The organism is Streptococcus oralis (genome assembly GCF_001578705.1).
Lineage (GTDB): Bacteria > Bacillota > Bacilli > Lactobacillales > Streptococcaceae > Streptococcus > Streptococcus oralis_J.
The window spans coordinates 992,495-1,003,179 of record NZ_KQ969037.1 but is presented as its reverse complement, the minus strand read 5'-3'; the positions used below and the strand labels follow the sequence as shown (position 1 = coordinate 1,003,179).

The following is a 10,685-nucleotide window of genomic DNA, read 5'->3' as shown; positions in this document are numbered from 1 at the left end:
CTTTGTCAACTGTAGAGGGTGAGATCTAACTAAGCATGAGAGAGAATCAGATTGCTTCTCTCTTTTTTAACATTCAAAGTGACGAGAATTATCATTCTAAATTTTTGAAATTTTGAAAATCAAATACTAGACATCTTATATTCTTGCTGATTGCTTTCAACTAATGGCGAAGTTTACCAGAACAAGTCAACGTCTGGCTGTCAATCTTACAAGGTGTTAAAGTTTCCCTGAAAATTTGAGGATAAAAGGCTTTATTATAGCGCGACTGATATGTTGGAATATGTGAAATTTATTCAGTATAATTTTGGTATTTTGAAGTAGTGTGATGATGGGATCTGGCTGTTAAATCTGTCTACAGTGAACCGCTTTCACTTGTTCCTGAACTTTCTCTAAGGCGTTTGTAGAAGTAGTATTTGGTGGGTGATTGCTCTTTTTTGCCTTGGCTTTCATGAAAATTTAAATTTTTAAAGAATCTTAATTTTGCTTGAAAATATAAGGATTTTCTTCAAAAATTCACACAAAACTCTTCAATTTGGGTTTGTGGAAATCGGTTTTTTATGATAGAATATTAAGGAATGTATGTCATTCGATAAACAAATTTAATGAGGTAAAAACATGGAAATCATGACCATTGCGATTGTTGTTTTTGCCGTCATCATTGGTTTAGTCATTGGATATGTCAGCATCTCAGCTAAGATGAAATCATCTCAAGAAGCTGCAGAGTTGATGCTTCTAAATGCTGAACAAGAAGCAACTAATTTACGAGGACAAGCTGAGCGCGAAGCGGATTTATTGCTAAATGAAGCCAAGAGCGAAAGCAAGTCTCTTAAAAAAGAAGCACTATTGGAGGCCAAAGAGGAAGCCAGAAAATACCGTGAAGAAGTGGACGCTGAATTTAAGTCAGAACGTCAGGAGCTCAAGCAAATTGAAAGTCGTTTGACGGAGAGAGCTGCGAGCCTTGACCGTAAGGACGACAATTTGACGAACAAAGAAAAAACACTTGAACAAAAAGAACAAAGTATTTCTGATAGAGCAAAAAACCTTGATGCACGTGAAGAGCAATTAGAGGAAGTCGAAAGACAAAAAGAAGCTGAACTTGAACGTATCGGTTCCCTTTCCCAGAGTGAGGCTCGAGATATTATCTTGGCTCAGACAGAGGAAAATTTGAGCAAGGAAATTGCTAGCCGCATTCGTGAGGCTGAGCAAGAAGTGAAGGAACGTTCAGACAAGATTGCGAAAGATATCTTGGTTCAGGCTATGCAGCGTATCGCTGGTGACTATGTAGCAGAGTCAACAAACTCGACGGTTCACCTACCAGATGATACCATGAAGGGGCGCATTATCGGTCGTGAAGGTCGAAACATTCGTACCTTTGAAAGTTTGACAGGGGTTGATGTGATTATCGACGATACACCGGAAGTGGTAACCTTGTCAGGATTTGATCCGATTCGTCGTGAAATTGCTCGTATGACCATGGAAATGTTGCTCAAGGATGGCCGTATCCACCCAGCTCGTATCGAGGAGTTGGTGGAGAAAAACCGTCAGGAGATTGACAATAAAATCCGCGAATATGGTGAGGCTGCTGCCTATGAGATTGGTGCGCCAAACCTCCATCCAGACTTGATGAAAATCATGGGACGCTTGCAGTTCCGTACTTCATATGGACAAAATGTCTTGCGTCATTCGATTGAAGTTGCTAAGTTATCTGGTATCATTGCGAGTGAACTTGGTGAAAATGCAGCTCTTGCTCGTCGTGCTGGATTCCTTCACGACATCGGGAAAGCTATTGACCGCGAGGTTGAAGGTAGCCACGTTGAGATTGGTACAGAGTTGGCTCGTAAGTACAAGGAACACCCAGTTGTGGTGAATACCATTGCTAGCCACCACGGCGATGTCGAACCCGAAAGTGTCATTGCAGTGATTGTTGCTGCAGCAGATGCCTTGAGTGCAGCGCGTCCAGGTGCTCGTAGCGAGTCTCTTGAAAGCTATATCAAGCGTCTCCATGATTTGGAAGAAATCGCCAATGGCTTTGAAGGAGTGCAAAATAGCTTTGCCCTTCAAGCAGGACGTGAAATCCGTATCATGGTTAATCCAGGACAAATCAAGGACGACAAAGTCACAATCTTGGCTCACAAAGTTCGTGAGAAAATTGAAAACAATCTCGATTACCCAGGAAATATCAAGGTAACCGTGATCCGCGAACTTCGTGCAGTAGATTATGCTAAATAAATAAGAAAGAGCAGTTGAAAAATTACTGCTTTTTTGTTACACTAGATAGAAAGACTGTAGAAGGATAACTGACGCTATCATCAGTATCCGAGAGAAATTTTACTTTATTTCACAGACTAACTAAAGGAGACATAATGGCAGACCGAGGCTTGCTAATCGTTTTTTCTGGTCCTTCAGGAGTTGGGAAAGGAACGGTTAGAAGAGAGATTTTTGAGAGTTCTGAGAATCAATTTCAATACTCTGTATCGATGACGACGCGCGCGCAACGTCCTGGTGAAGTGGACGGAGTGGACTATTTCTTCCGTACTCGTGAAGAGTTTGAAGAGCTGATCCGTCAAGGTCAGATGTTGGAATATGCAGAATATGTCGGTAACTACTATGGAACTCCTCTGACCTATGTCAACGAAACCCTAGATAAGGGAATCGATGTCTTTCTTGAGATTGAAGTTCAGGGAGCTCTTCAGGTTAAGAAAAAGGTTCCAGATGCTGTCTTTATCTTTTTAACGCCACCAGACTTGGATGAATTGCAAGATCGTTTGGTAGGTCGTGGAACAGATAGCGCTGAAGTGATTGCCCAACGAATCGAAAAAGCTAAGGAAGAAATTGCCCTCATGCGTGAGTATGATTATGCCATTGTCAACGATCAGGTGCCCCTCGCTGCTGAACGTGTCAAGCGTGTGATCGAAGCTGAACACTTCCGTGTGGACCGTGTCATTGGTCACTACCAGGAGATGTTGCCAAAATCTCCAACTACTCGATAAACTATAGGAAACAGGTACAAGCAAATGATGTTAAAACCCTCTATTGATACCTTGCTCGACAAGGTGCCATCAAAATATTCACTCGTAATCTTGGAAGCAAAACGTGCCCACGAACTAGAAGCAGGTGCGCCAGCAACTCAAGAGTTTAAGTCTGAAAAATCAACTCTTCGTGCTTTGGAAGAAATCGAGTCAGGAAATGTAACCATTCACCCAGATCCAGAAGGAAAACGTGAAGCGGTTCGTCTCCGTATTGAAGAAGAAAAACGCCGCAAAGAAGAAGAAGAAAAGAAAATCAAAGAGCAAATCGCTAAAGAAAAAGAAGATGGTGAAAAAATTTAAGGTTGGGGGGACTCAATCTTATTTTTTCTATTGCAAGAATTTACTGACAAGGAGGAGGTGAGAAGATGGCAATCGCAAAGATTATTGTGGATGTTCCCCTGATGCAGACGGACCAGCCTTATAGTTACAAGATCCCTGAGGAATTTGTAGAAATGCTGGAAGTCGGTATGCGGGTCCATGTTCCTTTTGGCAAAGGCAATCGTTTGATACAAGGGATTGTGCTTGGCCTGGAGTCCCAGTCGGATGAAGAGATGGAAGGTCAGGACTTGAAGGAGATTGCAGAGGTGCTAGACTTTTCTCCCGTCTTGACTCAAGAGCAACTCTGGCTGGCTGAGGAGTTACGCAAGTCCGTCTTTTCTTACAAAATCTCCATCCTAAAAGCCATGTTGCCTGGATTTTTAAACTCCAGTTATGATAAGATTCTCTATCCTCTGGAAGGTCTGAGTCAGGCAGATCGAGAGCGTCTGTTTGGTTCAGAAGATTCGCTAGTCTTTTCTTCTCTAGACCTTGCCAAACAGGCAGAAATGATGCGCTTGACCAGAAAAGGGCTACTCCGCTTAGAATACCAGGCAGTCGATCAAAAGAAGGTCAAGACCCAGTCTTGGTATGAGGTTGATGCTACTCGACTAGAGCAGATTGAGATTTCTGCGCGTGCTAAGAAAAAGGCAGAGCTGAGAGACTATTTGCTGTCTCATCCTGAAAGTGCTCCTCTGGCTAGTTTGTTAGAATTCTACTCACGCGAGCAAGTCAACTTCTTTGTGGAACAAGGTGCTGTATCCATAGTCCAAAAGGAAGTGCAACGTTCAGCTGCTTATTTTGAAGGCATTGAAGCAAGTACACCTTTGGAGCTGAACCCAGAGCAAAGACAAGCTCGCGATGCGGTTGTCAGTGCTATTGGTAGTCAACAGCCTCCATTCCTCCTTCAAGGGATTACAGGAAGTGGGAAAACGGAGGTTTACTTGCAGATTATCCAAGGAGCCTTGGATAAGGGTAAGACGGCTATTTTGCTGGTGCCTGAGATTTCTCTGACGCCACAAATGACGGAGCGTTTTATTGCTCGATTTGGTGAGAAAGTAGCTATTCTCCACTCAGGCCTGTCTAATGGTGAAAAGTACGACGAATGGCGCAAGGTTGAGCGTGGCGATGCCCAAGTTGTTGTTGGCGCTCGATCAGCTATCTTTGCTCCTTTGAAAAATCTAGGTGTCATGATTATCGATGAAGAGCATGAAGCTAGCTACAAACAAGACAGCAATCCCCGTTATCATGCTAGAGAGGTCGCCATTCTACGGGCCCAGTACAATCAAGCAGCCCTAGTTCTTGGTTCAGCGACACCAAGTCTGGAAAGCCGTGCGCGGGCTGGAAAAGGTGTCTATCAACACTTACGCCTGACCCAACGGGCCAATCCTTTGGCCACTATTCCTGAGGTTCAAGTGATTGACTTTCGGGACTATATTGGGCAGAATGAGACGTCAAACTTTACGCCTCCTTTGCTAGAAGCCATCCAAGACCGTTTGGATAAAAAAGAGCAGGTGGTCCTCATGCTCAACCGACGAGGTTATTCTAGCTTTGTTATGTGTCGGGAGTGTGGTACTGTGGATAGCTGCCCCAACTGTGATATTTCTCTGACTCTCCACATGGATACCAAGACCATGAACTGCCATTACTGTGGCTTTTCTAAGGGGATTCCTCATGTCTGTCCCAACTGTCAGAGCCGCAGTATTCGTTACTACGGTACAGGGACTCAGAAAGCCTACGATGAGCTGTCAGAGCTCTTTCCTCAGGCCCGCATTCTGCGGATGGATGTGGATACGACCCGCAAGAAAGGCAGTCACCAAGCTCTTCTTGACCAGTTTGGCCGAGGGGAAGCAGATATCTTGTTGGGAACTCAGATGATTGCCAAGGGCTTGGATTTTCCCAATGTGACTTTGGTCGGGGTTCTAAATGCAGATACGGCCTTGAATCTGCCTGATTTCCGTTCTTCTGAGAGAACCTTCCAGCTCTTAACTCAGGTGGCAGGCCGTGCAGGTCGTGCAGAAAAGGCTGGTCAGGTCTTGATCCAGTCTTACAATCCTGAGCACTATGCTATTCGATTTGCCAAGGATCAGGACTACGAAGGATTTTACACTTATGAAATGGGCATCAGGCGCCAACTCGGCTACCCGCCTTATTATTTTACTATTGGGATTACCCTCTCTCACAAGAAAGAAGAAGAGGTTGTCAAACGAGCCTATGAAGTCATGGGGATTTTGCGCTCAGGATTATCGGAAACTAGTAAAATCCTTGGACCGACGCCAAAACCCATCGCCCGTACCCACAACCTTTATCATTACCAGATTTTGATTAAATACCGTTTAGAAGATGAGCTAGGTCCAACTCTCAATCGAGTTTTGGTCTTGACTCAAGAACGGGAAAATAGCGAGCTTCGTCTCAGCATTGACCATGAGCCGCAGCAATTTTTATAAGAAGGAGAAGAAATGACAAAACTAATCTTTATGGGGACTCCCGATTTTTCAGCAACAGTTTTGAAGGGGTTGTTATCAGATGATCGTTACGAGATTCTAGCTGCTGTGACCCAGCCAGACCGCGCTGTCGGCCGTAAAAAAGTAATCCAAGAAACCCCAGTCAAGCAGGCTGCCAAAGAAGCTGGTCTTCCCATCTACCAACCTGAAAAATTATCTGGAAGCCCAGAGATGGAAGCCATTATGAAGCTAGGGGCAGATGGAATTATCACTGCTGCTTTTGGGCAGTTTCTCCCAAGTGAACTTCTTGATAGCATGGATTTTGCAGTCAACGTTCATGCTTCCCTCCTTCCCAAATACCGTGGTGGCGCCCCTATTCATTATGCCTTGATTCAGGGGGATGAGGAAGCTGGTGTGACCATTATGGAGATGGTTAAGGAAATGGATGCAGGGGATATGATTTCTCGTCGCAGCATCCCCATCACAGATGAGGACAATGTCGGCACCTTGTTTGAAAAATTAGCAATCGTTGGTCGCGATTTGCTTTTGGATACGCTACCTGGCTATCTAGCAGGAGAAATCCAACCTGAACCACAAGATCCTAGTCAAGTCACTTTCTCGCCAAATATCAAGCCAGAGGAAGAAAGACTGGATTGGACTAAAACTAACCGTCAACTCTTTAACCAAATCCGAGGGATGAATCCATGGCCTGTTGCCCATACTTTTCTCAAGGGAGACCGCTTTAAGATCTATGAAGCCCTACCTGTAGAAGGTCAGGGAGCTCCAGGCGAGATCCTCTCAATTGGCAAGAAGGAATTGATTGTCGCTACGGCAGAAGGGGCTCTGTCTCTCAAGCAAGTGCAGCCAGCTGGGAAGCCTAAGATGGACATTGCTTCCTTCCTCAATGGAGTGGGACGGACATTGACTGTAGGAGAACGATTTGGTGACTAAAGTAGAAACGGCTAGAAGTCTAGCTCTTGCAGTGCTAGAGGATGTTTTTGTTAATCAAGCATATTCAAATATTGCATTAAATAAACACCTCAAGTGCAGTCAACTCTCAGCAGCAGACAAGGGATTGGTGACAGAGATTGTCTACGGAACGGTAGCCCGAAAACTGACTCTAGAATGGTATCTGTCCCACTTTATCGAAGACCGGGATAAGCTAGATAACTGGCTCTATATCCTGCTCCTTCTGAGCGCCTACCAACTTCGGTATCTGGATAAGGTTCCCAATCACGCAGTGGTCAATGAAGCGGTAGAACTAGCCAAAGCCCGTAAAAAAGGCAGTGAAAAACTGGTCAACGCCATCCTTCGTCGTATTTTGCGAGAAGGCTGGCCAGATATTGACAGCATTAAGCGAAAAAATAAGCGTGATTCCATTGCCTATTCTCTCCCAGTTTGGCTAGTATCTAAGCTCAAGGAAGAATACGGCGAAGAGCGAGCGCAAGCTATTTTTGAAAGTCTCTTGGTGCGTAACAAAGCCAGTATCCGGGTGACCGACTTGAGTCGAAAAGAGGAAATCAAAGCTTTGTTAGAGGCGACTGATTCTCTCTTGGCAACCACTGGTCTGGTCAAGGAGCAAGGTCACTTTGCAGGACATGATTTGTTCGCCGAGGGGGTCATTACCATCCAAGATGAGTCTAGTCAACTGGTTGCACCCACTCTTGATTTACAAGGAGATGAGCAGGTTCTAGATGCCTGTGCGGCTCCGGGTGGAAAAACAGCTCATATGGCCTCTTACCTCACATCGGGTAAGGTGACGGCTTTGGACCTTTATGATCACAAGTTGGACTTGATCCAAGAAAACGCCCAACGTTTGGGGATGGCAGATCGAGTGCAAACGCAAAAATTGGACGCCAGAAAAGTTCATGAGTTTTTCGATCGTGACTCGTTTGACAAGATTTTAGTAGATGCTCCTTGTTCTGGGATTGGACTCTTGCGTCGCAAACCAGATATCAAATACAATAAAGAAACGGCGGATTTCGCATCATTACAGCAAATTCAGCTGGAAATACTAGGTAGTGTTTGTCAAACCTTACGAAAAGGTGGTATAATAACGTATAGTACCTGCACTATCGTCTCAGAGGAGAACTTTCACGTCGTTGAGGCATTTTTAGAAAGTCATCCCGAGTTTGAGCAGGTTAAACTAGAACACGAATGTAAAGATATCCTGAAAGATGGCTGTATCTTGATCACTCCTGAATTGTACGGAAGTGATGGATTCTTTATCAGCCAATTCCGCAAGATATCTGATTAGGAAGGAACTGACACAATGGAAATAGCATTATTAACAGATGTTGGTCAGAAACGAACAAATAACCAAGACTATGTCAATCACTTTGTCAACCGAGCAGGACGCACCATGATCCTCTTGGCTGATGGGATGGGAGGACACCGTGCAGGCAATATCGCTAGTGAGATGGCGGTAACAGACCTGGGCGTGGCTTGGGTTGATACCCAAATCGACACCGTCAATGAGGTCCGTGAATGGTTTGCCCACTATCTGGAACTTGAAAATCAAAAAATTCATCAGATGGGGAAAGACGAAGCCTATAAGGGGATGGGAACAACGCTTGAAGCAGTAGCCATTATTGGAAATCAAGCTATTTATGCCCATATCGGTGATTCTCGTATCGGTTTGATCCGTGGTGAAAATTATCGCCAGCTCACAAGTGATCATTCTTTGGTTAATGCTCTGCTAAAGGCTGGTCAGCTAACTCCAGAGGAGGCAGAAATTCATCCGCAGAAAAATATCATTACCCAATCCATTGGGCAAAAAGATGAAATTCAACCAGATTTTGGTATGGTTAGCCTAGAGTTAGGAGATTACCTCTTGCTCAACAGTGACGGCTTGACCAATATGATCTCAGGAAGCGATATCTACGATATTGTAACGAGTGATATTTCCTTGGCAGACAAGGCGGCAACTTTGATTCGTTTTGCAAACAATGCAGGAGGCTTAGATAATATCACGGTTGCCCTTGTTCACATGAATGAGGAGGAAGTAGAATGATCCAGATCGGCAAGATTTTTGCCGGACGATATCGGATTATCAAACAGATTGGTCGAGGAGGCATGGCGGATGTTTACTTGGCCAAGGATTTGATCCTAGACGGGGAAGAAGTGGCGGTTAAGGTCCTGAGGACTAACTATCAGACAGATCCGATTGCTGTGGCACGTTTTCAACGTGAAGCGAGAGCCATGGCGGATCTGGATCATCCCCATATCGTTCGAATAACAGATATCGGTGAGGAAGACGGTCAGCAGTATCTAGCTATGGAGTATGTGGCAGGGCTTGACCTCAAACGTTATATTAAAGAACACTCCCCTCTCTCAAATGAAGAAGCCGTCCGTATTATGGGACAGATTCTCTTGGCGATGCGTCTGGCGCATACGAGAGGGATTATCCACCGAGATTTGAAACCTCAAAATATCCTATTGACACCAGATGGAACTGCCAAAGTTACAGACTTTGGGATTGCCGTGGCTTTTGCAGAGACCAGTCTGACACAGACTAACTCCATGCTCGGTTCAGTCCACTATCTCTCACCTGAGCAGGCCCGTGGTTCCAAGGCAACTGTGCAGAGTGACATCTATGCTATGGGGATTATTTTCTATGAAATGTTGACTGGACATATTCCTTATGATGGGGATAGTGCGGTGACTATTGCCCTCCAGCATTTCCAAAAACCACTTCCATCTGTTATTGCTGAGAATCCAGCAGTACCACAAGCTTTGGAAAATGTTGTTATCAAGGCAACGGCCAAGAAATTGACAGATCGCTATCAGTCTGTATCAGAAATGTATGTGGACTTGTCAAGTTGTTTGTCTCACAATCGTAGGAGAGAACCAAAGCTAGTCTTTGATGAGGCAAGCAAGGTTGATACCAAGACCTTGCCTAAAGTTCCACAAAGCACTCTGACCTCTATTCCGAAGGCTAATCCACAGCCAGAACGACCTCAATCAAAACAGCAGACTCAGCAGGTGGTAGATGAAGCACCAGTACCAAAACCAGCGAAAAAACGGAAGTTTAAAGCTCGCTATATGATTTTACTGGCCAGTGCCTTGCTAGTTGCAGCCTCTTTGATTTGGATCTTCTCCCGAACTCCAGCGACTATTGCTATTCCAGATGTATCGGGACAGACAGTTGCTGAAGCTAAAGAAACACTGAAGAAAGCTAATTTTGAAGTAGGTGAAGAAAAGACCGAGGCCAGCGACACAGTAGCTGAAGGTCGCGTCATTCGAACAGATCCAGAAGCTAGAAGCGGTCGAAAAGAAGGAAGCAAAGTAAATCTAATCGTTTCATCAGGTAAGCAATCCTTCCAACTAAGTAACTATGTAGGACGTAAGTCCTCGGATGTTGTCGCAGAGCTCAAAGAGAAAAAGGTTCCAGAAAATCTTATCAAGATCGAGGAAGAGGAATCTAGCGAAAGCGATCCAGGAACAGTCATTAGGCAAACCCCAGCTGCAGGAAGTACTTACGATCTCACGAAAGCCAGCACGATTACCTTAACAGTTGCTAAGAAGGTGACCAGTGTTTCGATGCCAAGTTACATTGGTTCAAGTCTCGAATTTACTAAGAACAATTTGACTCAGATTGTTGGTGTAAAAGAGGCCAATATCGAAGTTGTGGAAGTATCAACTGCTCCTGAAGGAACTACTGCAGGAACAGTTGTTAGTCAGGACCCTAAACCTGGAGAAAAGGTAGATCTCAATAAAACACGTGTTAAGATTTCTATTTATAAACCAAAACCACTTCCTTCTTCATCAAGTTCGTCTCAACACGGAAATTCAGGAACAGACACGACGCCTTCACAGAGTAACAATCAAGGTAGCAACCCTACAACGGATTCTTCAGATGGCGGTAGAACGTCAAGCAATGAACGAAATTAACCCA

Annotated in this window: 8 protein-coding genes; all 8 read left to right on the top strand. The window is 44.6% G+C overall.

Annotated features, from left to right (window positions below; translation table 11 throughout):
* Positions 1-615 precede the first annotated feature (615 nt).
* Positions 616-2,229, top strand: coding sequence for a ribonuclease Y (locus SORDD05_RS05050; RefSeq protein ID WP_061417466.1), 1,614 nt, complete (start codon positions 616-618; stop codon positions 2,227-2,229).
* 134 nt (positions 2,230-2,363) lie between these two features.
* Positions 2,364-2,990, top strand: a complete 627-nt coding sequence (gmk, locus tag SORDD05_RS05045) for a guanylate kinase (protein WP_000775041.1) — start codon at positions 2,364-2,366, stop codon at positions 2,988-2,990.
* A gap of 24 nt (positions 2,991-3,014) precedes the next feature.
* Positions 3,015-3,329, top strand: a complete 315-nt coding sequence (rpoZ, locus tag SORDD05_RS05040; RefSeq protein ID WP_002874282.1) for a DNA-directed RNA polymerase subunit omega — start codon at positions 3,015-3,017, stop codon at positions 3,327-3,329.
* Between the two features lie 65 nt (positions 3,330-3,394).
* A complete protein-coding gene (locus SORDD05_RS05035; RefSeq protein WP_061417464.1) occupies positions 3,395-5,791 on the top strand; it encodes a primosomal protein N' in 2,397 nt (798 codons plus the stop codon).
* 12 nt (positions 5,792-5,803) lie between these two features.
* Positions 5,804-6,739 (top strand): methionyl-tRNA formyltransferase, encoded by a 936-nt coding sequence (gene fmt, locus SORDD05_RS05030; RefSeq protein WP_061417462.1) that lies wholly within the window; start codon positions 5,804-5,806, stop codon positions 6,737-6,739.
* Positions 6,732-8,045 carry a 16S rRNA (cytosine(967)-C(5))-methyltransferase RsmB gene (gene rsmB, locus SORDD05_RS05025; RefSeq protein WP_061417837.1) on the top strand — a complete coding sequence of 438 codons (1,314 nt, stop codon included), beginning with the start codon at positions 6,732-6,734 and terminating at the stop codon, positions 8,043-8,045. Before fmt ends, rsmB begins: the two co-directional genes overlap by 8 nt.
* Before the next feature lie 15 nt (positions 8,046-8,060).
* Positions 8,061-8,801, top strand: a complete 741-nt coding sequence (locus SORDD05_RS05020; protein ID WP_061417460.1) for a Stp1/IreP family PP2C-type Ser/Thr phosphatase — start codon at positions 8,061-8,063, stop codon at positions 8,799-8,801.
* Positions 8,798-10,681 (top strand): Stk1 family PASTA domain-containing Ser/Thr kinase, encoded by a 1,884-nt coding sequence (gene pknB / locus SORDD05_RS05015; RefSeq protein ID WP_061417458.1) that lies wholly within the window; start codon positions 8,798-8,800, stop codon positions 10,679-10,681. Before SORDD05_RS05020 ends, pknB begins: the two co-directional genes overlap by 4 nt.
* The last annotated feature ends 4 nt before the right edge of the window (positions 10,682-10,685 follow it).